Genomic DNA, 25,677 nt, shown 5'->3' on the forward strand with positions numbered 1-25,677 from the left:
CAATAATCTTTTATATGAGCGAATAGATACCATTTACCATGGCAAAAAAATAAGGAACCCAATATGAGTTCCCTTCCTTATGGTATGTATGCGTTATTTTATCTGCATCAAGCTGGTCCATAAAAAATCTTCCCCAAATACTTCTTGGGGCTGGATAATCTTCCGCATTCTTCGGAATCGCTTAACATGAAAGTCGTCTTGAAAGATTTCTCTCAGGCGCTCCTCTGTATAGCCGATTCCGCCCTTTAAGCTTCCTTCCCTGTATACATCCCAATCGGAAGTATCCAATGCTCCATCTGTATTAAAGCAAACCAGGCCAAAATAGCCGCCTGGCTTCAAAGCTGACTTGATTAACTCAAGATAAGTTATCCGCCTGTGAGGAGCGAGATGGTGAAGCAATCCGGAATCATAAATAAAATCATATTTACCCGGCTCAAATGGAAAATCAAATATAGACTCGCAATAAAAGTTAATCTCGTCGCCTTTTTCTGCCGCCCTCTCTTTTGCCCACTCAATCGCGTTCCTTGAAATATCAAGAGCATCTACTGTACAGCCTTTTTTCGCCATGAAGATCGCATTTCTCCCTGGACCACATCCTAACTCTAAAACCTTGCCTGGCTGAACCTCTCCATTAAAGTATTCTATTAGATTTTCATCCGGCCCTTTCACCTGGAAAAACGGTATGTCTTTTTCTCTGTTTTCGTAAAAGGTTTCCCAGAACTGTTTTGGTTCCCGTAACCGGGCATCGAGCATTTCTAAGAGGTTGTCATAATTTTTGATCGCCTGATCCATCTTTTTCCCCCTTTTAGAATTGAAACCTTCCTTAATTGTTGATTGAGATATTCTGGTCACCTGCATCCGGATCGACTGAATTCGTCCCACTGGCAATGTTATTTACGTTAAGTCCATCCCCAGTATTGAAGCCGCCAGCTCCACCAAATGATTTTGAAGCCTGTTTTGGGCTGACATTTACAGCATCCCCAAATCTTACGACCGAACTAGCGAAAAGAATATTAATTTCAACAGAACTAACTTTAGAAGGCATATCTGAGCTCTCCCTTAAGATCATATTTTAAACCATTGTATGGTGAGATGACCTCATTGGTGCTCTTTCAAACTGCCTTTTAATTGTATAAAAGAAACAGCCTTTTGTTGTTACACCAATGTTAAAGAAAGATGATAAATCCCTTCAGAACCAGGGGAAGACACACCTCTAACTTGCTCTGTGTAAGCGATAAAGGACATCCTTTTTTATTTTTATCGAATCGGGGGCTCTTAGTACTTGCTGATAGAAAAATTACCAGGGAAGCAATATTACAGCATATAGGAACAGCCTGATTTTAGGCTGTCTTGTCTTATGTAACAATTATTAAATTTTTATAACAGAAAGGAATTTAATCTGTACCATTACATTCCGAAACCGGCCTTATTCCTCTTCATCCAACTCAATATGTTCCATCAACATTCCGCATTCTGGACAGGTTTTCCAGGGCTCAATGTCATAAGACCATTCATTTCCGCCGCAATCAGGGCAAAAGTATTCATACATAGTGGAACCTCCAATGCATCTTATCTTTTAATCATCCACAGTCCAAAAATGAAACCAGCTTTACGAAAAATAAATTAACAGTACTGTTCTACTTTTATGGCATGAAACTATTCCCTGGGTTTGTTCGTCATTTAAATGGAAGGTTTGTCTTTATGAAACCCGTGGTAAAAGAGAAAGAGGTCATAAGCCGTTAAGTTAAAACCATTTTACGAAAACCCATTTTCAACAGTATTCTTTAATGCTCTTTTAATAAAATTGAAACCTTTTTTATGTCTTTAAAACAACCGTTATAATCGAAAAAAACCCGGTGATTAGTACCAGTTGATTTAGTAAAAATATAGTAGTAAGATATATCACATCCTTAACCTGTTATTTTAAAATATTTCCTGATAATACAATCATCCGGGAACGACCCATACTGAAGGAGGAAAACAGGATGGACTTAAATTCACAAACAAAAAAATGGCTGAATAAACCCTACAGCTTATTCTTCCTGGCAGTTGTCCTGCTCTGGATAAAAACATATGTGGTTTATCAGATCGAATTTGACCTTGGAATCGAAAACGCTTTACAGAAATTTCTATTATTTTTAAATCCAATAAGCTCCTCATTATTTTTCCTTGGAATAGCATTATTTTTCACAGGTAAAAAGAGACTCTGGGCAATTGTTGGAATCGATCTAATTATGTCTTTTCTTTTGTATGCAAATGTCGCCTATTATCGTTTTTTCAATGATTTCATTACTTTGCCGACGATCATGCACACGAACAGCGCAAGCGAATTGAGCGACAGTGCACTAGCTTTGATGAATGGGACAGACGTGTTCTATTTCTTAGATACGATTCTTTTACTGATGCTGGTAGTTTTTAAGGTTGTAAGTAAGCAGGTTCCGATTGAAAAGAGAAAGATCCAGCTTGTTTTTGCAAGTGCGCTTGTTATTTTTGGTGCGAATCTGGCGATGGCTGAAGTTGACCGACCGCAGCTATTGACCCGTTCCTTTGACCGTACTTATCTTGTAAAATATCTTGGCCAGGCAAACTATCAAATCTACGATGCTATCAAAACAGCTCGTTCATCATCACAGCGTGCTTTTGCTAGCAGCAACGACCTAACTGACATACGGAACTTTGTAAGTTCTAACAGAACGCCTGTAAACCCTGAATACTTTGGGGCTGCAAAAGGTATGAATGTGATTTATATCTCGATGGAATCTCTTCAAAACTTTATGATCGGCAAAACGCAGAACGGACAGGAAGTTACCCCTTTCTTAAACAGTCTTGTTAATGATGAAAACACTTTTTATTTTGATAATGTCTTCCATCAAGTAGGACAGGGGAAAACATCGGATGCTGAATTTATGATGGCAAACTCGCTGTTCCCTTTACCGAGTGGAGCAGTAGCGATGGAAAAAGCGCAAAATACGTACCAGGCGCAACCCGCTATTCTCAGTCAGAATGGCTATACAACCGCTTCTTTCCATGGAAACAATAAAACGTTCTGGAATCGCGACCAATTGTATAAATCCTTTGGAATCGACAAGTTTTATGATTCTGCCTATTATAATATGAGTGAAGACGATGTGTGGAATTACGGCTTAAAGGATAAACCGTTCTTCAAGGAATCCATGCCTTATTTAACAGAACTTAAACAGCCTTTTGAAGCGAAATTCATTACACTTTCCAACCACTTTCCGTTTGATATGGCACCGGGTGACACAGATTTTCCTGCAGCAGAAACAAATGATAAAGTCGTGAACGGCTATTTCCAGACTGCCCATTATATGGATGAGGCACTGGAGGAGTTCTTTGGCTATCTGAAAGAATCAGGATTATACGACAACACGATGATCGTCATGTATGGTGACCATTACGGCATTTCTACCAACCATAACCGTGCGATGCAACAGGTGACTGGAGAAGAAATCACTCCTTATAAAAATGCGCAATTGCAAAGAATTCCGCTATATATACATGTTCCTGGAACAAAAGGTAAAGTAGTTCACGAATATGGCGGACAGGTAGATATTCGACAAACAGTACTTCATCTCCTCGGTATTAACACGAATGATTTCATTTCATTTGGTTCTGACCTGCTTTCCCCTCAGCACCGAGAAATCGTTCCGTTCAGAAACGGAGATGTTGTGACGCCTGAGTACACTTCTGTTGGCGATAAATGCTATGCTAATCCAACTGGCGAAGAGGTAGATTTAGAGTCATGTAAACCGTTTAAAGAATATGCACAAAAAATGCTTGATTACTCGGATAAGCTCGTATATGGAGATCTACTTCGTTTTTATGAGCCACGAGGGTTCCAGCCGATCAACCCGGAAGACTATGATTATACAACCGATCAAACGAAGTAAAAACAAGTAAGGACCTGGCGATCAGCCGGGTCCTTTTTGCTTATATATAGACTTCCTTAAGGAATTTTTTCTAGTTAAATCGGCTTTTTAGGAAACGAAGGAGACTGGCAACCGTATGAATACGCCAGGCAAAGGAAGCCGCACTTCTCTAGAATTGGCCTGCTCATTGGACTGGCATCCACAGTAAGGTGCTGATACCCTTCTTCATACGCCTTTTTAGCCCGGATTGCTAAAAGTTCCGAATAATATCCCTTTCGCCGGAATCCCTCAAGCGTACTTCCTCCCCACATGCTTGCAAAGGAAGTTCCATTCTCTAAATACATCCATGCCGCGCTCACAAGCCGGTTGCCGTCGTAAACACCGTAAAGAAACAGGGACTCAGGATTCTCGCGCTTATCTCTCCACAGCCTTTCTCCTAACTCGGCATGAGAAACCTTCCAGACCTCGTCTTCTAAACTGATAATCTCCTCAATTCCTTTTTCATCTGTTATTTCCTTTATGACAGGATTGGCTTTTTTTAAAAGCAAAGGGTGTTTGTCATGCAAGTTCATAACCATCAGCGCTTCCGGATCATCAACAGTAAAGCCTCCCTCCTGAAGAATGTCGACTAAATTATCCGGCTTATCATAGCTATGTACCTTCCACTCAAATTCTTGATCCAGACTTCGAAAATACTCCAGCTCATGTTTAATAACTTCTCTTGCATTGTTTTCGTTTAAGTTCGAATAAATAACAAATCCTTTCTCACCAAATTGTGAGATCTGCCTGACCACAAGATCGGTCTCTTCTCTTTTAAATCCCGGTGTCGTGGCACCACGGCGTAGTTCCCTGTCATAAATTGATTTCAATTCATTTTCTAGCATCGGCTATCTCCTTTTATCAATTTCCATTAACTATGTAATTCCTTTTATCTTAGGCACGGTGCACCTCAGGAATAATTTGCAATAATCTCTTTATGGCGTTTCATAATCATTCGACAAACAGAACACAAAACCTTTTGCGTTTTTCTACTAAAAATTTCCTCGGAAATAATGTGGTTTTGTCGAAAAATCGATATTTGGCTGTTTTTCGTAGATAAAACAGAGAATTCGAAGATATATCTTATTTTTCGAAGATATATCTTACTTTCCGAAGATATACAAGCATCATGACCACTTTTCCATCCGGCAACTTGGAGCGAAATTCATCTGACAGGCTGCAAATCAATAAATATTTGCAGGTCAAGATAACGCTTAGTTGATCCTTTCATTTTTGGAGAGTACTTCTCGGCAATACCATAAATTCTCCTGAGCTCGTAAAACCTCAACGAACATCTTATAAAGGTCTGTGAACTTCTTATAAACCTCTCTGAACCTCCTATAAACCGCTCCGAACCTCTTATAAACCTCTTCGAACCTACTATAAACCTCTCCGAACCTCCTATAATTCTCTCCGAACCTCCTATAAACCGCTCCGAACCTCCTATAATTCTCTCCGAACCTCCGAACGACCACCCGATCTTCCATAAAACCCAATAATCCTTTTGTTTAACATACAAAAAACCGCTGCGCACTATACGCAGCGGTTTCCAACCCTGTTTATATCGCCCAGTCTCCGTTTCTGAATACCGGGATACGCTCTCCATCTTTCGTTTCTCCGTCGATATCAAGCTCTGCAGAACCGATCATGAAGTCAACATGGCCGACACTGTTAGTTACTTCTTTTTCTTCAAGCTCTTCTTTGGAGTATTTGCTTGCACCCTCGATGTTCATTGTGATCGCGTTTCCAAGCGCGATATGGCATGAAGCATTTTCATCGTAAAGGGTGTTGTTAAAGATGATACCGGAATTTGAGATCGGGGAATCGTGCGGCACTAGGGCCACTTCGCCGAGATAGCTCATCCCTTCATCGATTCCAAGCATTTGTTCCAATGCTTCATATCCCTTTTCAGCTTTAAAATCGACAACTTTGCCGTTTTCAAATGTAAGGCTGAAGTTTTCGATCATGTTCCCGAAATATGATAGTGGCTTTGTACTTGAAACCGTTCCGTTTACTCCATATTTGCGTGGAGCTGTGAAAACTTCTTCAGTCGGCAGGTTAGGTATGTATGTTGTGCCAAATGTTGAGTTGTGACCGCCGCCGATCCAAAGGTGATCGGGATGAAGGTCAATGCTCAAGTCTGTACCCGGTCCTTTATAATGAAGTGTTTTAAAGTGCTTTTCATTTAAATAATCCAGTTTTTCATTAAGCGTTTGAGAGTGTTCTTCCCATGCTGTAACCGGATCTGCTTTATCTGCACGTACTGTTTTAAAGATTTCTTCCCATAAGGAATCCATTGCTTCTTGTTCACTTTTATCCGGGAATACCATCTCAGCCCATGCTTTTGTAGGGACCCCTACGATCGCCCAGTGCGTATCACCGCTTAACTGTGCTTTTTGGAAAAATTTAAGGTGTTCTCCCTGTGCTCGTTGGACAAGTGTCATTTTTTCCGGGTTTACGCCTTCAAAAGCTTTTGGATCGCTTCCGGTGATACTTAAGACTGCTCCTTTGTTTTCAGCAAGATCTTTGAACTTTTCGATCGTCCATTTAGGAACTTCTTTTAATGTTTCCTCTGGCGCTTCCTCCAGATTGATTCTGCTTGTCTGGGAGTCATTCCAGTCAACAGTTACCCTCCTGGCCCCATTCTGGTACGCCTGCTTCATTACTTTTCTTGTGAATTCAGCCGCTTCGATCGGAGAACTGATCACTAAATGCTGCCCCTCCTGGATGTTCAGCCCGATTTTAACGACGATTTCAGCATAACGATTTAGTTTTCCCTCAAAATTACTCAATGTATTTCCCCCTCTCGAAATAATCTTACCATAAAATTCTAAGACTTTTTAACAAATGCCAAAATTTTGCAAGCGCTTCCCCTACGGCTCTATAAAATTATAATTTAAAAATACGGTCTTTCCATCCATCTCTGGTCGGATAATTTCCTCAATCCTGAGGTGTAGGCCACTTGTACTCAGTAGGAAAGTAAAAAAATGACGCGCCAGTACACACATCATCTCGGTTTACTTTACTTTAGCTTAAAAACTTCACTACTTCGCTTCGGTACTCCGATTAAAAAACACTTTTCAAATTGATTTATCTGAGAACTGGAATCAAAAGCTTTTTATGAAGCTCACCTTTTAACATCGTCATGCCTCACTACTCACTATTTTTAACCGCGATATCTTTAGAAAACGGATGATTCTTAACAACAATATTTACTTTTATAAAATCATTGTGAGTAACATCCATACATTATTTAATTAACACTCCTTTTAGGAAATGGTAATCTTTATAAATAGAAACGCGATTTCATTGAAACGAGTCTAAACAGAAAGGTGAGTCAACATTGGCAAAACAGTTCGTGATCGGCCTTGATATCGGGACCACAAGCGTAAAGGTTGTGATGTTCGATCTAAAAGGGCATGTTAAAGCAGAATCTGAAACAGCATATCCGCTCTATTACCCCTATCCGGTATGGGTAGAACAAAAGCCGGCAGAAATTATGGAGGCTGCTATTTCTACCATTCGAAACGTGATGGATCAATCAAGGATTAAGAAAGAGCAGCTATTGGGGATCGGCCTCTCTTCTGCAATGCATTCCCTTATATGCGTGGATAGAAAAGGAAACCCTCTGTCAAACTCCATCACATGGGCTGATGGCAGAAGTAATGAACAGGCAGAAAATTTGAAAGCGAGTACAAAAGGAACGGAAATTTATTTAAAAACAGGGACGCCGATCCATCCGATGTCCCCGCTGCCAAAACTAATCTGGATGAAGGAAAACAACTACGACGCTTATCAAAATGCAAACCGCTTTTTATCGATCAAAGAGTTTCTGATCTACAAATTGTTTGGCAGAGCTGTTGTGGACTATTCCGTCGCATCGGCAACAGGCATGTTTGATCTTCGTACACTCGATTGGGATGAAGAAGCACTCAAGCTTGCTGGCATTTCGAAGGATCAACTTTCCACGCCTGTACCTCCCACTGAGATTATCTCGGGACTTCCAGAGCCGGTTGCATCTGAGATGGGGATCGCAGCGGATACGCCTTTTGTAATGGCTGGCAGTGATGGTCCCCTGGCCAATCTCGGAATCGGCGCGATCGAACCCGGGGAAGTAGCGATTACAATCGGAACGAGCGGAGCAATCAGGCAGTTTGCATCTCAGCCCGAAACAGATACTCTTCAGCAAACGTTTTGCTATGCGTTCTCTGAAAACCTTTCCATCCTCGGCGGACCGATCAATAACGGAGGTATCGTTTTAAAATGGGTGAAAGATCTTTTTCATGAAAAAGATGTTCCGTTTGAAATGCTTTCTGAAATGGCAGAAAGTGTCCCTGCTGGCTCCGGCGGCCTGCTCTTCCATCCTTATTTGAATGGAGAACGGGCACCGATCTGGAATGCCGATGCACGGGGAAACTTCTTTGGGGTAAATGCTACCCATAAAAAAGAGCATTTTATCCGTGCCGCAATGGAAGGCGTTATTTTCAGCATTTACCAAGTAGGCGAAGCGCTTGAAAGGCTAGCAGGACCGGCAAGCAAAATTTATGCCAGCGGAGGATTCGCGAGATCACATGTCTGGCTGCAGATTCTCGCTGATATCTTTAATCAAGAAGTCCAGGTGCCGATCAGCCACCAGAGCTCCGCATGGGGAGCGGCATGGACAGCCCTTTTTGCAACCGGAAACGTAGACAGCCTGGAAGATATCAAAGAGTCGATCCCAATGAAGGAAACTATTAAACCAAATAGTGATAACCATGAACGGTATGCTGAACTTTATAACATTTATAAAGGTGTCGGAGAGTCGCTGAGCAATTATTTTACAGCTGTGGCAGATTTTCAGAAGAAAAATTCAAATTAATCGGGGGTGCAATTTATGCGCCTCTTTTTTCTTTTATGAAACCATTACAAGTTTACTTACGACTTATAGTTAAGGAGACAAATTTAAAAGGAGTGATCAGTGTGAAACTTAGTAAAGCCATCCCGTCGATCATAGCTGCTTTCCTCTCATTATCACTGCTTGGTGCATGTGCGGAAAACTCTGAGACTCTGGATTCTGCAGCAGGAGAAACTTCCGGTAACGCTGCAAGTGAGGGTACAAGATTAGCAGACTCCCTCACCATAACAGAAGCGACTCTTGGCAACGTTATCGCTGATTATGAAAATAACAGCACCCTGCCCCTCTTGGATGCGAAGCTGGAAGAAAAAGATGTCAGCCTTACCTTTACCGGAAGCCAGGCGGACCAAAACAAACAAGTAGAACGCATCATTGGTGATGTGTTGATGGAAATATCTAAAAGAACCGTTGACAGTAAAGAGCTGGAAGACGGTTATGCCACTGTGTATGACCACTATAACGTTTATGTTAAGGTGGTGGATGATCAACAAGAAAAAATTATGCAGGGAGAAATGCCGGCCGGTTCTCAAAAAATTTCATGGGAGAATTAGCGGGACCATCCAAAAAAGCCCAGTCTGTAGCTGTTTTACATTGAACATTTGCCATGCGGTTGCCTTTACATGATAAGGCAGGATTCTTTCGCCAATTTCCAAGAAGCCCGTAGAGATTACTTTCCGATAGATGTGAAAAATCCCCCATGACCGGGGGATTTATTTTCACTTCACCTATACACTTGTCGAACAATCAAACTGCGGTAACTTTTCCAGTAATCATTTCATCGATTTCCCGATAAATCTTTTCCCAGTCCCGGTCCGAGTTATCGATCACAAGGGACTGAAAAGGCAGCTCTTCTATTAACTCGAGCTCAAGCTCCCGCCTTTTTTCCAGGACCTTCACAAAGCCGTCAAATCCTTCAAGCCCCTGCGCTTTTCCGTATCCCTGTTCGGTGAAATACTGGATGATTCCGTTATACCATGCTTCCGGCCGTTCCGGAATTACTCTTTCGATCGTTTCCCTGATATTATCTTGATGTAAATAGATGACAATCGGATTTAGCCCTTTAATCGTTTCTGCGATTTCCAGAACGTGCTTTCTTATCTGGCCAGACGGCGCCCCGTGTTTGCCCAGCATAACAGTTAGCGGGTTCTGAATGAAACAGCATTCAAAGATATAAACCGCCTCTTCATTTGCAGCCTTCTCACTAAATTCTTTCCATTTTTCCAGTGCTACTGGAAGGTGCTTTTCCAGCGGAAGTTCGTATACATCGTATGCAGCGATATCATCAATTAAAGATTGCTTTTCCTTGTTTTCATCATACAGTTTCATATAGCTTATAAAGAAGTTGTCACCCTTCTTCACCGTGAACCTTGCGATCAGTTCGCGGTCTTCCGGATGTTTTCCGACCAGCTCCTCAAACTGTTCTTCATTCAGGCAGCCTGTATACTCATAATCTGCAGGCTGATCGAGACTTCCTTCTAAGAACAGCTTCACTGGAATATCCTTCTCCTTCAAAATTTTTTCGATATGCTTTGCTGTTGTCGTTTTCCCTGAACCCGGTATTCCTTCGACGATAATAACTTTTGATCTCATAATGGCCACCATCCATTTTATTATTTTCTACTGCAATGCCCTTTTCTTTTCAAACCAGCCTTTCAGCTCTTCATCGATTTCCTGAAACTCTTTTTGATCAGGTGTATAAAGGCTTAACCGACCCATTAATGCTGATATCTTATTATCGATCAACAGCTGTTCTTCTTCGACACTCTTTTGTTCCGGCTGCTTTTTCATCTGCTGTTTTTTCTCTTTAAACTCCCGTAATCCCATTTCCCAGCGTCGGATTTTTCCTTTTTCAAAAACGAGCAGCCTGTCAGCAATTCGTTCGATAAAATAGCGGTCATGGGAGACGACGAGGATCGTTCCGGTAAACTGATCGAGCGTTTCTTCGAGCTGTTCTTTGCTCGGCAGGTCTAGATGGTTTGTCGGCTCATCCAGGATCAACACGTCAAATTGCTGGAGCATCATTCCGGCAAGCTTGATTCTGGTACGTTCTCCAAGGCTTAAAGCTTCGATTTTCTGCCTGATTCGATCTTCCTTCAGCCCCATGTTGGCAAGCATCGTCCGCGCCTGATGAATTTCATCCCTTCGGCTCAGGTTTAACGCTTCTATAACCGTTTTATCCTTTGGAAGGTCATTAACATCCTGCGATGGATAAGCGATTTTCAGTGAATCACTTTTCCACAGCTCACCACCTGTCAGTTCTTCATCTCCCTGTAAAAGTCTGATCAACGTGGTTTTTCCGCAGCCGTTATCCCCTATAATTCCTACTCTTTCACCGTGCTTCACATAAAAATGGCTGTTTTCAAAAAGTGCCCTGCCGCTGTATTCTTTCCGGATGTCCCTTGCCTCGATGATCCGTTTACCACGGTTGCCGTCTGCTTCAAACTGAAAGCGTACTTTTGCTTCTTCCTTCGGCTTTTCGATCTTATGTTTTTCAAGCTCTTTTTCGAGACGCTTCCGTTTCGACTTCACCTGGTTATCCATCTTCTTTGCCTTTACACGATAATATTCTTTTTTTCCATCCTGTTTCGTTGACTCTCGATGCGCCTTATCTGACCAATTCGTCAGGTTTGCCATCTGGGACTCGATTTCGGCCTTATATTTTTGTTGCTCGGTATACCGATGCAGTTGGTTCTCATGGCGCCGTTTCTTTTCTTCGCGGTAAGCGGAGTAGTTTCCAGTATATTTTTGAATGACGCCTTCTTCAATTTCTAAAATTTGTTTCGCTGTTCGGTCAAGGAAATAACGATCATGCGAAATCATGATGACTGTTCCGTTATAATCTTTCAGTTCTTCTACGAGCCATTCTACGCCTTTTAAATCAAGGTGGTTGGTCGGTTCGTCGAGGATCAGCATGTCAGGATTGGAAGTCCAGATGTTGGCAAGGGCAAGCTTCAACTTTTCTCCTCCGCTCAAATACTCTAATTGCCCGCCTTCCCAGTTCTTTATCCCTGTGAGCCCAAGCTGGCTTGTTACCTCATATAAACCTTCTGCAGCCCGTGTTGAGAGAACGCTCTCAAAGTCATTCGATGAATAATCAACCGACTGCAAAAGATAACCGATTTTCAAAGCTTGCTGCTCGGATAGGACCGAGCCGCTATCCGGCTTTATTTTTCCGTATAAAATATTCGCGAGCGTCGTTTTCCCGGCTCCGTTCGGACCAACGAGCCCGATTCTGTCACCTCGTTTGATATCAAGGTTGATATGTTTTAAAACCTGTTTTTCAACAAAGCTTTTTTGTATGCCTCTTAATCGCATCACGTTCATATTTATCACCTCTTGTTTATTAAACCTGTCATCTTTCTGAAGGCGATTTTTGCAAACTAAAAACCCCTCCAGCAAACCTGGAGAGGCTAGTATCCGCATGCCAAAAAAGAGGCAAAGATTCCGTCTAAAACGATATAATACGCACGTATCCCTAAAAATATCGTGCATGAGAAAACATCGCTTATTTCGATGGAAGTCCAAAAGGGCATACTAATCCTATCTCCAGGTACTCATTTTTTCTATTCGAAAAATGGTGTGGAAAATAAGATTAGTTTTTCATTGCCCCTTGATCAGTCCTTCCCAAAATATTCTATTCACAGTTTATAGCTTTCCAATTTTTCTGTCAATACCAAACTTAATTACTACATTGAAAAAGTTAAAAGCATTAGAAAAAGCCAGTCCCCCTGTAGCGAATTAACGCGCTGGGGGACTGACCCCATTTGTTTTGTGGATTACTTCACGCTGATGAGCTCTGATTGGATGATGTAACGGTACGGTGCATCACCGACAAATTCAAACGGATAACAGGTTGAGATCGTTAGCAGAGGTTCTTCTTTTTTGACGACTACGCTCCGGTCCTCGGCCTCGGTGATAAATGTTTTTCTAACTTGATAAGTGTATTCTTTGTCATGATACTTTACGGTCACCATGTCACCGATCTTCACGTCGCCCATTTCGGTAAAGACGGTGTCCCTGTGCCCGGCGAGCAGTACATGGCCGGTTTCTTCCGGTGTGACCGTCCATTTACTGTCATGCATTCCGACCCCCTGCTTTAATGTCTCTGGATCAGTACCCCAGTACACAGGATACTTGCTTTCAATGGAAGGGATCAACAGATGTGCAACTTCCTGCCCCTTTTCGAGCTTGATTTCATCTTTAGATCCAGGCAATTTTTTCACGGGTTCACGAACTGTATCATCATAGCTCAAGTACTCATTCAGTTCACTATTGCTCATCGCTTCAACCGTATGCCGTTGTTTCCACCACTGGTATGCGTTAGGCAATGCCACTGCAAGTCCAACAACAATTGCGAGAAGTCCGATCCATTTCCTCATCAAGCTTTCCCCCTTCAAGCTAAAAAACTAACTGACTGACTATTAGAACTTTTACTACTTACTTCTGATGGCTGTTGTGTCGAATAACCGTTTGATACAAACTTTTGTTTTCTATACTGCAAAAAAAAGGCAGGTTGATCTTACTCTTAACCTACCTTCTTTTTATAAATTAATCAATCCTTTAAGCCCTGACTTTTCTTCGAATGAAAAGCAGTGCACCTGCTGCCATTATGAAAGCCCCCACAATCACCATTGTTATGTGGTTTGAAGCAGTATCCGGCAGTTCGCCGCCTTCTTCACCATCAGCAGTAGCTTCATCTTGATCGTTGGTCTGTCCATCTTCATCTGTATTATTATTATTCGTGTCTTCTTTATCAGCTACATAGGAATCCCATTCACCTGAATTCACTTCACAGGGTAGGCCATCGTTATCCCGGTCAAGGTCGGAAGGATCATTTTCAGCGTTATACCCGTGTTCGTACCAAAAATCCATGACTTCTTGCTTACTGGAGAAATCGTCACAATTCTTATCAGAACTTCCGTGAGAGGCCTGTGCAATAAAACCGCCGAACAACATGATCGCCAGAAAGACAAAACTCAACAAACCAAGATAAAGCCTTTTCATGTTTATGTACCTCCTGTAAGCCAGTATTTGTTTTTCCTATAGAGGTACATAACCGCTTTTTACCTTTTTTAATCCTATTTTTTACAATTTTGTTTATTTTTTAATAATTACTTTTTTATTTCAAGGATCTTTTCGCATACTTGTTGCTTAATAAGCTTTACATTAGAGAGGAACTGCGACGCTATCTCAACATAGATTTCCGCTCCGGGCAGTTCTCTTTCCGTAGCGGCAAGTCTTATGTTATGTCGCAGTTTATCGTTTTTTCAAAAACAACAATCTTTAAGAAAAAGCCTATTTCAGACATACATTCCTTAGGCTTCAGCTTTTGGGGAGAAAACGGTTTATCACCAATTCTATAACATACTTCTGATTGAATGAACATAAAATGAAATATTATCCTTTGGAAAGGAGCAAACAATAATGATCAAGAAGCTTTTTGAACGTAAAAAAGAGTTGGAATGGGAATTGTTTGATGTGAACCGCCAGATAGCGGAACAGGAATTTATGGGATTAGCAAGGGAAACCGCTAACTTACTGATTAGAAACCGTATCTATACCATTGAAGAATTAAAAAAGTTTTCTGACAAGCAGCTTTTAACCCTGTATAACATTGATGAAAATAGACTCTGGGAGATCCGTATGTTTTTATCAGAGTTGAGGGAAACATATTAATTCCACAAAAAGCAGGCGATCGCCTGTTTTTTTATTGTTTTAAAAGTTTAGATGATATCCCGGATGTATAAGATGGAAGCTAATACATCTTTTATAGAGGGATAATGATGGAAACAATTTTAGTCACATTCGGAAGAACGCTTACCGGGTTTTTCGTGTTGCTTTTTCTTGTTCGGATTTTAGGGAAAAAACAGCTGAGCCAGATTACATTTTTCACTTATATAACCGGGATCGCGCTTGGAAACATTGCAGGAGACATGGTCGTTCACCGGGACGTTAAGCTAATTGATGGTGTAACAGGACTTACGCTATGGATGCTGCTAACGATGCTTGTGGAATATATCAGCTTAAAATCAGCTAAAGCAAGGGTGCTGCTTGACGGAGAACCAACCATCATCATCCGGGATGGAAATATTCTTGAAAAAGCGATGGCTTCCCATAAGTTAAACATGGATGACCTCAGTATGCTTCTCAGAAACAAAAACGTTTTTTCAATAAAAGAAGTAGAGTACGCCATCCTTGAGCCAAACGGACAGCTCAGTGTTCTTAAAAAGTTGGACAATGAAGCGGTCACCAGGAAGGATTTAAGCATTCTATCAGTACCAAGAAAATACCTCCCCGCAGAGCTTATTACCGATGGAAAGGTCGTTAAGAAGAATTTAACAGAATTAAACCTGACTAAGGAATGGCTTCAGAACCAGCTCCGGGCGCAGGGAATTCAAAGTCTTGAAGAGATATTCTATGCAGAACTTCAGAGTGATGGGACGATACATATTGATAAAAGGGACAGTAAGGGAAACTAGTTTATTCGCCAAAGAAACGGCATCCGAAATGGACTGCCGTTTCTTAAACTCGCTATTGGATTGGATTGAAACCAACATTCCAGATCCCATCTTCATCTTTTATCATTCGAAATCCCTGTTCTCCATTTGCATTCGAATATTTAACATAGCCTTCGAACTCTCCCGTTTGAATAAATTTCCCATTCTGCAATCCTTTATATTGCTTAGTGATCGCTTCTGTAGTCCCCCTGTGAGACTCTGGAATCGCTTGATCCTCTTCTTTCGTTCTTAGTACATAGCCTTCCCGATCGGTGTATAAAGCATAGGAGATGTCGTATCTCTTCTCTAACTCCGCCTGCACATATAGCTTTGCGATGCTAAGAGGGGGAAGATCTTTTAAATGCTGTTCGTTTAAATCATTCGAGAAAGCTTTATAAGCCACCATCTCTACATCGGTCAGCATGAATTCTGGAGTATCATCTTGCGGCCCATCTTTGCTTTCCTTCTCTTCTTCCCCGCTTGAAAGCGGCATGACTCCATCAAGCTTCCAGCCTCCATCAACATATTTTAGCGTAAATTCATACGTATCTGACTTTGTTTCACCTTCTTTCTCGATCGGAACATTATACTCCACGATCCGTTCACTTTCACTTTCCTTTTTGGTGATAGAAACCACTTCTGTATCCTGCCACAGGTAATCCCCTGAAAATCTCTGGCCAGGCTGGGCAAGTTTATCTTTCTTCACGATAAATGGATGTTCGCCGAATATCTGCAATGCTGCTTCCGGCGTAAAAGCTTCTTCTAAATAATCGAGTACTTCCTGCTTTGTATCAAAGTCTTCACCCATGTAACGGTAAGCTTCTCCTTCCTCGGTAAATGTTTTTCCCGATTCAGGTCCTCCGCCGTTCAGGACCACCGAATAGTGGGCGAATGCGATTCCGATGATCTGCTGTGCGGCTTTCTCATCGAACTTTTGTTTTTCTTTTTCATCCTTTTGATCCTGATCTGGAACAGCTGGCGGGTTTTCATGGCCTGGCGAATCTGTGTTGCCTCCGCTTGAGTTTAGGACAAAGTCCGAGCCGATAAAAATACCAAAAATCAATAACGAAGCAACAAGAAGGTTTGGAAACCATCCTTGAACAGGCAGCCTGGATTTAGTTCGATCAGCTTCGTCGATCAGCGCGGTTCTAAGTTCTTGTTTGAAGTTCTTTCGCGGAGCAAGTCCTGGCCTATGTTTTAACGGCTGCAAAAAATCATTATCTGGTCTTTTGCTCATTGAAAACCACCACCCCTTCGTTTGATTTTTCAAGCATTTTTTTCATTTGCCTAATCGCCCGGTGATAATCTACTTTCACTTTCGATTCTTTCCAATTCAGTATTTCTGCTGTCTCTTTAATCGAGCATTCCTTGAGGCCCCTTAAAATAACTACATTTCGAAAGTCAGCCTTTAATGTCGATAGAGCCTTTTGCAAAACTGCCCAATCCTCTGTATGCTCGATCTCTTCATCTGGATTACCGTCGTTACTTTTGTATAGGTTTGTTAACTTTTCAGGGAGTATCGAAATAAGTTTCCTCTTTCTGTAATGGTCGATTGCCGTACGACTTGCGATCGATAAAATCCATGTTTTTAAGGATGATTTATGAGTAAAGCTGTTATAGCTTTTGATTACTTTTAAAAATGTGTCCTGTGTTAGATCTTCCGCTTCTGACCGGCTGTTCGTAAAATAAAGCAAATATTGATACACGTCATGAAAATACTTTTCATATATGTCTTGAATGCTTTCTCCCGTGTCCCCCATGCCCTTCCCTCCTTTAACTAACAAATTAGTCGTGTTTGCTTTAAGAATAGTTTCAGGTTTATTCAAATAGTTTTAAAAGAGGCTTGTTCAAAAAACTCATTCGTCCGTTCTAGTGCTTGCTCTATATGATTTATTTAAGTGCCAGTAAAAGCCTGCAAAAGACAAGATATTAAAAACCATAGTAGTTTTAGCTGCCATAGTATGGTAGTTTAATTTAACAAGAGAAAAGAAAAGGGGGAAAAGTTATGGAGCCAATCCTGCTTAATATTCCAACCGAACTAACAACAGACCGGCTATTATTAAGAGTGCCGGAACCGGGTGACGGTCCTGAGGTAAATGAAGTTTCGAACAAATCTCTGCCACAGTTAAGACCGTGGTTGAAATTCGCCCAAAAAGTACAGAGCATAGATGAGACAGAGACCTTTTTAAGAGAAGCGAAAGCGGAGTTTATCATGCGGAAATCGCTGACATATCTTATTTTTAAAGAAAGCAGGTTCATTGGAAATATCAGCCTTTTCCACATCGATTGGAAGTTTCCTAAGTTCGAGATCGCCTACTGGCTTTCGACGGATGAAAATGGAAACGGCTATATGACAGAGGCAGTTAAAGCTGTGACTGAACTTGCATTTACACAGTTAGATGCTGTCAGAGTAGAAATTAAAGTTGCTACTCCAAACGATAAGAGCAGAGGGATTCCCGAAAAGCTGGGCTTTGAACTGGAAGGAATTTTAAAAAAGGCCGATAAACATCCTGATGGCTATTATTACGATGTTGCATTATATGCCAAAACGAACTGAATTTTACCAGCACATGGTGAAAGGGGCAGACTCAAAAGCAAAGTGGCAGGCACCTCCATCACACTACCTAGATAAACTTTTACCAATATTCATCTAGATGGTGTGCTAAACGGAGAGAGGCAGACACTTATGAGTCTGCCCCTTTTGTCTCAGGTAAGAAACAATATCATATGTTCCTCATCCCAGTACTTCCCTTTATGTTTCAAAGCATTCTTTTCGATTCCTATGGATTCAAAACCAACGCTTTCATACAGTTTCCTGGCTTTCGGGTTTGTGGTGGCTACTGACAATAATACTTGTTCAATCCCTTCTGCCTTTGCACGCTCTATTGCCTTTTGTACCAGCTTTTTGCCGAATCCCTTCTTCTGGTGCTCAGGCTGGATATACATTGCTACAAGCATCGCCTTATGTCTCATCTTTGCAGCTTTTTCCTTTACGACTGTTACCGTACCGCAAAGATTTCCATCAACAAAGGCGCCAAGCGTGAAACTTCCTGTTGCCCTAATATTCTGTGCAGTCCTCTCGATCGGGTTTTCTCTGTCCATCGCTTCGCGGTATGTGGTCGCAAAGCTTTCCGGTGCTTTTTGCAATGCTTCTAAACGAAGATTCCAGTATGCTTCAGCATCCTTAGTATTAAGAAGACGTATTTCCATTGATGTTCCTCCTAAATAAAAACGTAGCGTTTGTATGAAAATGACTAATAAAGGCTTCCTAACTTATAAAAAAGAAGATAAAAGAAAGAAGTATTGGTTGATTATGTATCCGATCAAACTCTCCATACATACAGTCTATCATCTTCTACGGCATAATAAGATAAAAGTTTCAAAGGTCTGAAAAATAAAAAGCAAACACTGCAAGAAACAGTGTTTGCTTCATGGTTATATGCTTTTAATGTGGACAGTGTGTCCGCACTTTCCACAGCGTCGATTGATGACTTGTTCATCTTCATAAGAGAAGCTTCCTGAATGTTCAAAGGAATGCTTACAAAATAGCTTCTTAAATACAGCTAACATCTTCGTTGACACCTACTTTCACATCTTTTTACGAATGAGCATAAAGTAAGTGTTTCCCGTGAGAGAAGATTTTTAAACCTCAAATTAATATTAGATTTTCACCTACAAAAGCTAAGAACTACTTTGTTTTATTAGATTATAAATAATCATTAGTAGCATATATTCAATTCAAATATTCATCCCTAATTACTCATCGCCTTATAGCTCTGATACTTATGAATTGCCTGTCCACCGTATCCTTGTTCATCCGCATAAATCTGGTCAACCACCTCTAATTGTTCGTCCATATAAGTTTCTCCTTCTTCAAAGAAAGAAACCTTTTCATACGGCTCAAGGTACTGCGTTTCCACTCCGATAACAAGCTTCACACCGTTCTCACTCGCATATTTCATCTCATGGTCCGTATGATAAAGGATGGAATCTCTCCCTTCCGCAAAATCCCGATAAGCCATGATCACAACACTGTTGACTACGTCCATCACATGGTCAGATAATGGTTTGGTATCTCCATGATAAGTTGTAGTATATTTATCCCCATCAAACCAGAACGGCATCGCTATCATGAATTCAAAATCGTGGCTATTGCTGTACGCTTTTGCAATATTATTTAATATTTTCACCACGGCCAAATACTCTTGGATCAGTTGATCCCTTTCAGTTGTATCCCATTCATCTAGTAAATAGGGTTCAATATCGAATTGTATACCATCAAACTGTTCCGAACTTTTAGATTCACGGTTATACTTAAACACATCATGCATGCGGCTGATCGGGATATCATAATTTTCTTCCTTCGCCCACTCGGATGCTCCATCTAATGCGTAAACATCAATATTATTTTCATGCGCTAATTTTATTAACTTCCTATATTGTTCAGGGTGTTCGATAAGATAAGGCTCACCCTCTCTTTCACCGATATTCAAGTAAATCAAGTTAACTCCCTTTTCTTTTGCAAAATCAACCATTTCCATTCTTGCTTCTTCTGTGCTGATGTCTTTGTTCGGAAACCATGCCCACATCGCTTTATCCTTTCCTGATGTCGTCTGAGCAAACGCTCCTGTCGGAAATGCAGCTACCACCATAATCAAAGCACACACCAGTGCGAACCATTGGACTTTCTTTTTTTTTCGTATTGCCACCCTGTTCCCTCCTTAAATTTTTTTACTATAAAAACATACCATTCATCAAGCCGTTTCCATTCATGAATCACATCCTTCTATTTAGTAGTTCATCCATTAAAACACATTCGGCGTCGCAATTTTCTGGTAAACATTGCTTCTGCTATAGGCATGATTCTGAACAGCAGAAGTATAAGGCAAACGCTCTTCCTCCAGTTCCGGGATAGAAGAAATACTTCCAGATAGATATGCTTCCAGTCGCTTCCGGGTTGTCCCAATCCTTGCCAACAAACCACCGTACCTGATGTCGAGCACTTCCCATCCAAACGGTTTATTGATTTCCATCCAGTGTTCGTAATGGATTTTTTGTAAAATCTCCACTCTTTTCGTTAACTCAACTAGCTCGTTATCGGCTATATCCCGCAGCTTTTCTTTCTCATCCTCGTCATAAAGCCTTTTTAACCTGATGCCAATTTCACTCTTCATGGTTAAAACTGAACAAATTTGGCGTGGCAGCTCAAACAGCCAGGACCATCCTCCTGCTCTTATTTGTTCCTGCCTCAACTTCAGTTCTAATTCCCGGTAAAAGCGATTCAACGGCATACCTTCCACCTGTTTATCGAACAGCCCGAGTAGCGGATCCTGCCATAACAAGAATTTCGAAGGATTATCCGGTTCAAGCTGGACCTCTTTAGCCGAACCTGGAGGCTGGTCCAACTCGCCAAGGGCAATAAAACAATCCATGTCTGCTCCGGTGCAGAATTGGAAGCGGTCTTTCACGTTCTCCATGTCGATTTTCTCAGCGTATCCATGCTCAGCCATGAGCTGAAGTCCAAGAAGGCCGGTAAACGGATTTGTTTCTGCGCCATCATCGCCCCAGAGAGTTCCGAATACCTCGCTTATCCCCTCCTGTTTGCAGGCGGACAACCCTGCATGTAATGAACGGATCGTCTTCTTATAATTGATCGCTATTCCGTTAAATGTCCAGATCCCGCCAGCGAATACTGGTTTAGTACCAAAGGATTTATGTTTTTTTAAATAATCTTTATAGAAATGCTCGTCTTCATGATAGTAGTCCCAGTAAACGAACTGGACGTCACTTGGCATACCCTCGATCACGCTGTCGGGAATGATCGCTTTTTTGTCATAATAGTCACCCGTTTCTGATGACATCCTGAAGTACATGTCACTCCAGATCATCGGGTCGATCCCTTTTTTTCTGGTAACTTTCAATACTTGCTTCAGGTGATCATTCATAATATCGAAGCTGGTTCGATATCCGTTCTTTTTTAAATAAACGCCTCTTCCCAAAAAGTGGGCTTCATCCATGCCCAGGTGCAAACGACTGGTGCGAAAAGGTTCCATCACGGCACTGATCATCTGCTCGATCAACCGGTATGTATTTGGGGAGCCTGCTAATAAAATATCCGGAGTATCCATTATCTCCGCATTACTGTCCCACCTGAGGAAGGTTGTTAGATGGGCTAACGTCTGGATGGAAGGGATCAGTTCAATGCCAAACTTATCAGCATAATCATCCAGGCATTTGAGCTCCTCTTTGCTAAATCTCCCTCTCATGTATCCGAAGTAAGGCTGTTCTTCGATTTCGTATGTATCTTCCATGTAAAGCATGAGCATGTTGAGCCCCATCATCGCCATAACGATGATGAACCTTTCGATTCCCTCGGGCTTCATTACCGCATTACGGGAGCAGTCGAGCATGATGCCGTTCATCTCGAACTGCGGCTCTTCGGTTAGATGGAACGGCTTATATTTTCCAGCATGCTCTAGGAACAGCCCGAAAGCACGAAAGAAATGGATGTTTTTATTAAACCGGATGGATCCTTCTTCTCCATTCCAAGAAACATCAATTCTCTTCTTCTCCCACTGTTTTACGGTTACCCGAATGCCCTCCTCGGCAAGAGCAAAAGAATATATCTTCCCCAGCTCTTCGATCCCTTCCTGAAAGCTTGCGAGGTCTCCGGTAAGCTTTAACTTTAAAATAGCGGATCACTCCTTCTTTGCAGTGATGCATCTTTTAACTCAATAATCTTTCCTTCTTTATTTGATCGATAGCATGCCTCGATCACTTCAATAATCGATCGTGCGTACTCGCCTGAATTGCGAATGACCTCTTTTCTATTTATCGCAGCCGTGAGTTCAGCGAATTGCTTTTTAAAAGGGGACGATCCCTTAGGATAATGCACCAGTTGATAAGCATCGCCTTCACTTATCCAAACACCTTTTCCCACTTCCACTTTCATCATCCCGTTCGTGAAAATCAATTCCGTCACATGTTTAGGAACTCCTTCATATCCGGAGAGTGAAATGGTGACAGGGATTTGATCGATGGTCTCCAGATAAAGAAGCCCGCTTCCCTCAACATCCGGACTAAATCCTTCCACCTCTCCCCTGTATGTTAACTTTGATAAAACTTTTGCATATCTGCTCCCCATCAACCATTGCGTTTTATCAATACAATGGGCGCCAATATTCATCACGATGCCGCCGCCTGACTTTTCTGCTTCCAAAAACCACTGCGGTCGCCCGCTCGTAAAATAATTCATATGGCGTGTTTCATTTATCATGATGAGTTCGCCTAATTCACCGCTTTCTATTTGTTCCCTGGCAATGATGTTTTCCTGGAAATAGTGCTGGATGTGCCCCACCATCAAACAGATTCGATTTTTTTCCGCAGCTCCGATAATTTCATCGCATTCCGTAATGGTGAGAGCCATCGGTTTTTCCAATAAAATATGGCATCCCTTGCTGGCAGCGAAAACGGCTGCTTCTTTATGCAAAAAATGCGGCAGTGTGATGACTACGATATCAGGGGACTCTGACTCAATCATCTTTCTGTAATCAGAATAGCCCTTCACCTGATAATCCTCGGAGATCTTTTCCGCTTTTGCTTCATCGATGTCCGCCACCGCTATTGCCTGGAGTTCTTCCATCCCTTTCAAGGCATCCAAATGTTCCACTGCAATGATCCCTGCTCCGATCACCGCTACTGTTAAACTCATGATCCTATCTCCTTCATCAATCACCTTGTTGTTGATGCTTCTAGACTTCCTTCAAACAAGTGGAAAGAAAGTCCATATCCTTTAATGCGTTTTCATAAAGCATCATGGGGATTTCCCTCTCTAATGCCGTACCTTTTGTAAATTCCATCGAATACGTTCCATCGAAGCCCGCTTTCTTCAGTTTCCTGACACGCTCCTTCACAAGCTCAGGCTGCTCTTCAAGCAGTTGAAACGCGCCATCCGCATATAAACTGACATGTGCATGGACGATAGTGGAGCCTAGATGCGCGAACCAGGAATCGAGGTCTGTATGTGCATGAAACGGATGGAGTATCGCCCCAAATTGATTAGAGCCCCATTCGTTAAAAACTTGTGCTGCTGTTTGCGGATCCTCCATCAGTGTTCCGGAATGACATTCGCATAACAGCATGCATCCAGAAGGGAGCTGTTCCTTCCATTCCAATACATTCTTCACATAAGTATCCCGCTTATTTTCATCCGCTCCGATGTTGAATTTCACGTTACTTGCCCCGAGCTTTCTCACCATCTCAGCGGTTTCTTTACGCTCCTGTTCCTTTTCGTCCTCGAACCCTGCGTATGAATTAAAGACATCAACAGGCAGAATAGCATTCTTCAGTTGCCTAGTCTCTTCCTCTGAAGCCTTTAACGCATGGTTCTCCCACAGCTCAACACCTGAAAAGCCATCTCTTCGGAAGTCCTTCATCCATTCACTGACCTTGATTGTAGGCACTCTGCCAGGCTCCCAGCGGTTTTTCTCCAGTAATACAGTATTGATGATAAACGTTGCCATCGGTTCTCTCCCTTCCCTCTATTGTTAACCATCCTTACCCGTAAGCCGGGATTAAACGTTTATCAACGTTGAATTGGTTAAAATCAATATGGTACACATACCTTGGACGCCCTCGCCCTTTGATCTGTTCCTCACCGATCACCTTTGCGATCCGGTGGTCTTCGAGTGTCGTCAGGATCCGCCTCGCACTTCTGAGAGTGATCGAAAATCCCTTTGCCAGTTCAGCAGCGGTTATGTTGTTGCTGCCGATTGAATCGCATAAACAGCCTAAACGATGGATCGTCGTCCCGCTCATGCCGATCTCTTTAAGAAGAGAACCGGCTTTTTCATAACGGACACGAAAATTTTCCGCCTGGCTGATCTTTTGATAATCTTTTACTTTTGCAATGATACTGTTCAGCAATGATTTGACACAGGGGGTGGTCGGCGTGATTAAATATGTCTCAACCTGTTCTTCCTTCAATGAATCATAAACCTCTGGATGGCAAGTAATGACCGCTCCTTCGTTTTCTTTCTGCCAGGAGCCTGTATGAAAGTTGATTAACTCGGCCGGGTCTATGCTGGCATGATATTCTTTGATCCGTAACCGTTCCGATGAAATCCCCTCTTCAGCCAATTGTTTCCGGATATCCTCTTTGTTAAAAAAATCGATGCTAAGCATTCTTGGAGAAGAAGTATTCCCATTGTGGTTGAAAAAGAATTTGAACAACGTCGTATAAAGGGCGATGGCAGAATAATTCATATGGAAGACAGGCAGTTCATCTAAAAGCATCGACACTTCGTTCGGCATCTGAAGAGGATTTGCGACTATTACCCCGTCTATCTTGCCACTGAGTGCAGGCGTGATCTCGGACTGGTCTTCCACCGTCATGATGGAGAGCTGAGGAAATTCCTTAGCAATTGTTTTAACTTTGTTCAGGTTGCTTTCATGGCCGATCAAGAGCAATCTAGTTTTCACATTCACGCACCTCCCATCCATTTGTTTTTCTGCTTATTTTAGTCCGGAAGAACTTGCTCCTTTCACAAAGAATTTTTCTGTAAATAAGAAAACGATCAAGATCGGAATGAGTGACATCAATGCTGCAGCCACCAGGTATTGCTCCTTTCCGAACCATGCCCCTGACATGGAAAGTACGCCGATAGGAAGGGTGAATTTGTCTTCTGACGAAAGATAAATAACCGGTGCAAGGATTTCATTCCACTTCGTCATGAACGTAAAGATGGTCAGTGTAGCAAGTTGTGGCTTGCACATCGGCAGGAAGATTCTCCAGTATGTCTGGAATGGAGAGCATCCATCCAGCTTTGCCGCTTCCTCATACTCTTTTGGAATCTGAAGGAACGCCTGTCTCATCAAAAAGATACCAAAAGGCTGGGCGAGCCACTCTAACAGCCATAGGGGAATGAGTGTATCCAAAAATCCCATATGCTTGAATATCATGAACTGTGGGATGATCATCACCACCGGCGGTATCATTAGTGTTCCAAGCACCATGAAAAACAGAGAGTTTTTATATGGAAAGTCGAGTCGTGCAAATGCATAGGCAACCATCGAACAGGAGAGGATGGCTCCTAAAACCGACAGTATGGTTACAACCATGCTGTTCCACCCATATTGGGCAAAATCCGTCATCTGCCATACGTCCAAATAATTTTTCCAACGAAAAGGGTTAGGAATCCATTCCACCGGGATTGCAGTATATTGTTTGTACGTCTTTAATGAGTTTAATGCAGCTGTTACGAAAGGAGTCAGCATAAGAATTGAGCTGATTGAGATAATGATATAACTGATTATTTTCCTTTTTTTATTCGGGTTTTTGTTCATAGATAACACCTCT

Annotated in this window: 25 protein-coding genes; 6 read left to right on the plus strand and 19 right to left on the minus strand. The window is 41.9% G+C overall.

Translation table 11 applies throughout. The features are described from left to right. Positions 1-93 precede the first annotated feature (93 nt). The 3 genes from FCL54_RS11780 to FCL54_RS24615 form a co-directional block, all read right to left on the minus strand. Positions 94-792: a class I SAM-dependent methyltransferase gene (locus FCL54_RS11780; RefSeq protein ID WP_138126640.1), complete on the minus strand. Its 699-nt coding sequence runs from the start codon at positions 790-792 to the stop codon at positions 94-96. A gap of 31 nt (positions 793-823) precedes the next feature. Next, a complete protein-coding gene (locus tag FCL54_RS11785; protein WP_138126642.1) occupies positions 824-1,045 on the minus strand; it encodes a spore germination protein in 222 nt (73 codons plus the stop codon). 381 nt (positions 1,046-1,426) lie between these two features. After that, positions 1,427-1,549, minus strand: a complete 123-nt coding sequence (locus FCL54_RS24615; RefSeq protein WP_281281368.1) for a hypothetical protein — start codon at positions 1,547-1,549, stop codon at positions 1,427-1,429. Between the two features lie 436 nt (positions 1,550-1,985). Between FCL54_RS24615 and ltaS the strand changes: the two genes are divergently transcribed. Further along, positions 1,986-3,911: a lipoteichoic acid synthase gene (gene ltaS / locus FCL54_RS11790; RefSeq protein WP_138126644.1), complete on the plus strand. Its 1,926-nt coding sequence runs from the start codon at positions 1,986-1,988 to the stop codon at positions 3,909-3,911. A gap of 74 nt (positions 3,912-3,985) precedes the next feature. Here ltaS and FCL54_RS11795 read toward each other — a convergent pair whose 3' ends face one another. The 3 genes from FCL54_RS11795 to FCL54_RS11805 form a co-directional block, all read right to left on the minus strand. Then, positions 3,986-4,774: a GNAT family N-acetyltransferase gene (locus FCL54_RS11795; protein ID WP_138126646.1), complete on the minus strand. Its 789-nt coding sequence runs from the start codon at positions 4,772-4,774 to the stop codon at positions 3,986-3,988. 369 nt (positions 4,775-5,143) lie between these two features. Further along, positions 5,144-5,416 carry a hypothetical protein gene (locus FCL54_RS11800; RefSeq protein ID WP_138126648.1) on the minus strand — a complete coding sequence of 91 codons (273 nt, stop codon included), beginning with the start codon at positions 5,414-5,416 and terminating at the stop codon, positions 5,144-5,146. Between the two features lie 72 nt (positions 5,417-5,488). Then, entirely contained in the window at positions 5,489-6,721 is a 1,233-nt protein-coding gene (locus FCL54_RS11805; protein ID WP_138126650.1) for an aminopeptidase, read from the minus strand. Positions 6,722-7,272: 551 nt separating this feature from the next. Between FCL54_RS11805 and FCL54_RS11810 the strand changes: the two genes are divergently transcribed. Next, a complete protein-coding gene (locus FCL54_RS11810; RefSeq protein WP_171016806.1) occupies positions 7,273-8,787 on the plus strand; it encodes a gluconokinase in 1,515 nt (504 codons plus the stop codon). Positions 8,788-8,888: 101 nt separating this feature from the next. Continuing rightward, entirely contained in the window at positions 8,889-9,374 is a 486-nt protein-coding gene (locus tag FCL54_RS11815) for a hypothetical protein (RefSeq protein WP_138126652.1), read from the plus strand. A gap of 193 nt (positions 9,375-9,567) precedes the next feature. Here FCL54_RS11815 and FCL54_RS11820 read toward each other — a convergent pair whose 3' ends face one another. From FCL54_RS11820 to FCL54_RS11835, 4 genes are all read right to left on the minus strand, one after another. Beyond that, a complete protein-coding gene (locus FCL54_RS11820) occupies positions 9,568-10,413 on the minus strand; it encodes a P-loop NTPase family protein (protein WP_171016807.1) in 846 nt (281 codons plus the stop codon). 27 nt (positions 10,414-10,440) lie between these two features. After that, positions 10,441-12,147: a ribosomal protection-like ABC-F family protein gene (abc-f, locus tag FCL54_RS11825; protein ID WP_138126656.1), complete on the minus strand. Its 1,707-nt coding sequence runs from the start codon at positions 12,145-12,147 to the stop codon at positions 10,441-10,443. A 452-nt stretch (positions 12,148-12,599) separates the two neighbouring features. Continuing rightward, positions 12,600-13,202, minus strand: a complete 603-nt coding sequence (locus FCL54_RS11830; RefSeq protein WP_138126658.1) for a class D sortase — start codon at positions 13,200-13,202, stop codon at positions 12,600-12,602. A 181-nt stretch (positions 13,203-13,383) separates the two neighbouring features. Continuing rightward, the gene (locus FCL54_RS11835) at positions 13,384-13,827 is read right to left on the minus strand and encodes an LPXTG cell wall anchor domain-containing protein (protein WP_138126660.1); all 444 of its coding nucleotides are present in this window, start codon (positions 13,825-13,827) and stop codon (positions 13,384-13,386) included. A gap of 420 nt (positions 13,828-14,247) precedes the next feature. On the opposite strand from FCL54_RS11835, the gene FCL54_RS11840 reads away from it, so the two are divergent. Together FCL54_RS11840 and FCL54_RS11845 are read left to right on the plus strand one after the other, a co-directional pair. Further along, positions 14,248-14,499 (plus strand): helix-hairpin-helix domain-containing protein, encoded by a 252-nt coding sequence (locus tag FCL54_RS11840; protein ID WP_138126662.1) that lies wholly within the window; start codon positions 14,248-14,250, stop codon positions 14,497-14,499. 107 nt (positions 14,500-14,606) lie between these two features. Further along, positions 14,607-15,302 carry a YetF domain-containing protein gene (locus FCL54_RS11845; RefSeq protein ID WP_138126664.1) on the plus strand — a complete coding sequence of 232 codons (696 nt, stop codon included), beginning with the start codon at positions 14,607-14,609 and terminating at the stop codon, positions 15,300-15,302. A gap of 52 nt (positions 15,303-15,354) precedes the next feature. On the opposite strand, the gene FCL54_RS11850 is transcribed toward FCL54_RS11845, so the two are convergent. Both FCL54_RS11850 and FCL54_RS11855 read right to left on the minus strand, forming a co-directional pair. After that, positions 15,355-16,557 carry a DL-endopeptidase inhibitor IseA family protein gene (locus tag FCL54_RS11850; protein ID WP_138126666.1) on the minus strand — a complete coding sequence of 401 codons (1,203 nt, stop codon included), beginning with the start codon at positions 16,555-16,557 and terminating at the stop codon, positions 15,355-15,357. Beyond that, positions 16,538-17,080 carry an RNA polymerase sigma factor gene (locus tag FCL54_RS11855; protein ID WP_138126668.1) on the minus strand — a complete coding sequence of 181 codons (543 nt, stop codon included), beginning with the start codon at positions 17,078-17,080 and terminating at the stop codon, positions 16,538-16,540. The genes FCL54_RS11850 and FCL54_RS11855 overlap by 20 nt, the downstream gene beginning before the upstream one ends. 245 nt (positions 17,081-17,325) lie before the next feature. Here FCL54_RS11855 and FCL54_RS11860 point away from each other — a divergent pair, with 245 nt between their 5' ends. Beyond that, positions 17,326-17,877, plus strand: coding sequence for a GNAT family N-acetyltransferase (locus FCL54_RS11860; RefSeq protein WP_138126670.1), 552 nt, complete (start codon positions 17,326-17,328; stop codon positions 17,875-17,877). Positions 17,878-18,026: 149 nt separating this feature from the next. Here the strand turns inward: FCL54_RS11860 and FCL54_RS11865 are convergent, their stop codons facing one another. The 7 genes from FCL54_RS11865 to FCL54_RS11900 form a co-directional block, all read right to left on the minus strand. Beyond that, positions 18,027-18,530 carry a GNAT family N-acetyltransferase gene (locus tag FCL54_RS11865; RefSeq protein WP_138126672.1) on the minus strand — a complete coding sequence of 168 codons (504 nt, stop codon included), beginning with the start codon at positions 18,528-18,530 and terminating at the stop codon, positions 18,027-18,029. 542 nt (positions 18,531-19,072) lie between these two features. After that, complete coding sequence (locus FCL54_RS11870) at positions 19,073-20,029, minus strand: alpha-amylase family protein (RefSeq protein WP_138126674.1); 957 nt, start codon at positions 20,027-20,029, stop codon at positions 19,073-19,075. A gap of 96 nt (positions 20,030-20,125) precedes the next feature. Further along, positions 20,126-21,742, minus strand: coding sequence for a beta-N-acetylhexosaminidase (locus tag FCL54_RS11875; protein ID WP_138126676.1), 1,617 nt, complete (start codon positions 21,740-21,742; stop codon positions 20,126-20,128). 263 nt (positions 21,743-22,005) lie between these two features. Next, entirely contained in the window at positions 22,006-23,031 is a 1,026-nt protein-coding gene (locus tag FCL54_RS11885; RefSeq protein ID WP_138126680.1) for a Gfo/Idh/MocA family protein, read from the minus strand. A 40-nt stretch (positions 23,032-23,071) separates the two neighbouring features. Further along, entirely contained in the window at positions 23,072-23,842 is a 771-nt protein-coding gene (locus FCL54_RS11890) for a sugar phosphate isomerase/epimerase family protein (protein ID WP_138126682.1), read from the minus strand. Positions 23,843-23,876: 34 nt separating this feature from the next. Further along, positions 23,877-24,800, minus strand: coding sequence for a helix-turn-helix domain-containing protein (locus FCL54_RS11895; protein ID WP_138126683.1), 924 nt, complete (start codon positions 24,798-24,800; stop codon positions 23,877-23,879). A 33-nt stretch (positions 24,801-24,833) separates the two neighbouring features. Further along, positions 24,834-25,664 (minus strand): carbohydrate ABC transporter permease, encoded by an 831-nt coding sequence (locus tag FCL54_RS11900; RefSeq protein WP_138126685.1) that lies wholly within the window; start codon positions 25,662-25,664, stop codon positions 24,834-24,836. Positions 25,665-25,677: the final 13 nt, after the last annotated feature.

It is taken from the genome of Exobacillus caeni (genome assembly GCF_005747095.1).
In the GTDB taxonomy this organism is placed as follows: domain Bacteria; phylum Bacillota; class Bacilli; order Bacillales; family Guptibacillaceae; genus Exobacillus; species Exobacillus caeni.

Excerpts from the sequence above, each read along its gene's own strand:
- FCL54_RS11900 (WP_138126685.1), bottom strand. The coding sequence starts at position 25,664 with ATGAACAAAAACCCGAATAAAAAAAGGAAAATAATCAGTTATATCATT.
- FCL54_RS24615 (WP_281281368.1), bottom strand. The coding sequence starts at position 1,549 with ATGTATGAATACTTTTGCCCTGATTGCGGCGGAAATGAATGGTCTTAT.
- ltaS (WP_138126644.1), top strand. The coding sequence starts at position 1,986 with ATGGACTTAAATTCACAAACAAAAAAATGGCTGAATAAACCCTACAGC.
- FCL54_RS11850 (WP_138126666.1), bottom strand. The coding sequence starts at position 16,557 with ATGAGCAAAAGACCAGATAATGATTTTTTGCAGCCGTTAAAACATAGG.
- FCL54_RS11855 (WP_138126668.1), bottom strand. The coding sequence starts at position 17,080 with ATGGGGGACACGGGAGAAAGCATTCAAGACATATATGAAAAGTATTTT.
- abc-f (WP_138126656.1), bottom strand. The coding sequence starts at position 12,147 with ATGAACGTGATGCGATTAAGAGGCATACAAAAAAGCTTTGTTGAAAAA.
- FCL54_RS11780 (WP_138126640.1), bottom strand. The coding sequence starts at position 792 with ATGGATCAGGCGATCAAAAATTATGACAACCTCTTAGAAATGCTCGAT.
- FCL54_RS11845 (WP_138126664.1), top strand. The coding sequence starts at position 14,607 with ATGGAAACAATTTTAGTCACATTCGGAAGAACGCTTACCGGGTTTTTC.
- FCL54_RS11795 (WP_138126646.1), bottom strand. The coding sequence starts at position 4,774 with ATGCTAGAAAATGAATTGAAATCAATTTATGACAGGGAACTACGCCGT.
- FCL54_RS11820 (WP_171016807.1), bottom strand. The coding sequence starts at position 10,413 with ATGAGATCAAAAGTTATTATCGTCGAAGGAATACCGGGTTCAGGGAAA.
- FCL54_RS11800 (WP_138126648.1), bottom strand. The coding sequence starts at position 5,416 with ATGGAAGATCGGGTGGTCGTTCGGAGGTTCGGAGAGAATTATAGGAGG.
- FCL54_RS11885 (WP_138126680.1), bottom strand. The coding sequence starts at position 23,031 with ATGAGTTTAACAGTAGCGGTGATCGGAGCAGGGATCATTGCAGTGGAA.
- FCL54_RS11865 (WP_138126672.1), bottom strand. The coding sequence starts at position 18,530 with ATGGAAATACGTCTTCTTAATACTAAGGATGCTGAAGCATACTGGAAT.
- FCL54_RS11785 (WP_138126642.1), bottom strand. The coding sequence starts at position 1,045 with ATGCCTTCTAAAGTTAGTTCTGTTGAAATTAATATTCTTTTCGCTAGT.
- FCL54_RS11860 (WP_138126670.1), top strand. The coding sequence starts at position 17,326 with ATGGAGCCAATCCTGCTTAATATTCCAACCGAACTAACAACAGACCGG.
- FCL54_RS11835 (WP_138126660.1), bottom strand. The coding sequence starts at position 13,827 with ATGAAAAGGCTTTATCTTGGTTTGTTGAGTTTTGTCTTTCTGGCGATC.
- FCL54_RS11875 (WP_138126676.1), bottom strand. The coding sequence starts at position 21,742 with ATGAACGGCATCATGCTCGACTGCTCCCGTAATGCGGTAATGAAGCCC.
- FCL54_RS11840 (WP_138126662.1), top strand. The coding sequence starts at position 14,248 with ATGATCAAGAAGCTTTTTGAACGTAAAAAAGAGTTGGAATGGGAATTG.
- FCL54_RS11890 (WP_138126682.1), bottom strand. The coding sequence starts at position 23,842 with ATGGCAACGTTTATCATCAATACTGTATTACTGGAGAAAAACCGCTGG.
- FCL54_RS11830 (WP_138126658.1), bottom strand. The coding sequence starts at position 13,202 with ATGAGGAAATGGATCGGACTTCTCGCAATTGTTGTTGGACTTGCAGTG.